Annotated in this window: 1 protein-coding gene; it reads right to left on the bottom strand. The window is 44.5% G+C overall.

All coding sequences use genetic code 11. The features are described 5' to 3' along the window. The coding region (locus R7Q48_RS30595; protein ID WP_318134179.1) for a cation transporter at positions 1-464 on the bottom strand (464 nt) is incomplete at its 3' end. Positions 465-533: the final 69 nt, after the last annotated feature.

The following is a 533-nucleotide window of genomic DNA, read 5'->3' as shown; positions in this document are numbered from 1 at the left end:
TGATGTTGCTGCTCAACTTGAGCTAGCGTTTCTGCCTTTTGTGGAGCTGATACATTTGTATCTGTATTTGCTTCTGTGATCACTTCGGAACTTGCGCTATAGCCTAAGCTTGCCACCAAATCGATGACTTGCTCTTGTGTCAGCAGAGTATGAATGCGTAAGTGCGTTGTCGAAGCTTCGAAAGAGACAACATCTTGATTGGACTCTAATAAAGACGAGAGTTTTTTAACGCAGCCACCGCAGCTTAGCCCCGATAGTTGGAGCTCATAATGGGTGCCAGCTTGGTAACCAAGGGATTCAATTGAGGCGACCACGTCAGATAAAGACGCATCCGTCTTTAATTCTACTGAGGTCGGAGACAAATTGATGATTTCAACATCGTGATTAGCGTGTAACGCTTTCTCTACTTTCCTTGCACAACCCATGCAGTTGAGCCCCGATAACGGTACAACGAACTGGTTCATAAACTTGTCCTCAATAATAGCGATGTAAAGAGCTTAAACCTTACATCAAGGGGAAGGTCAAGCATTTCA

The organism is Vibrio sp. 378 (assembly GCF_033339435.1).
The sequence above is the reverse complement of the archived record's forward strand: the minus strand, read 5'-3'. Positions and strand labels throughout refer to the sequence as shown.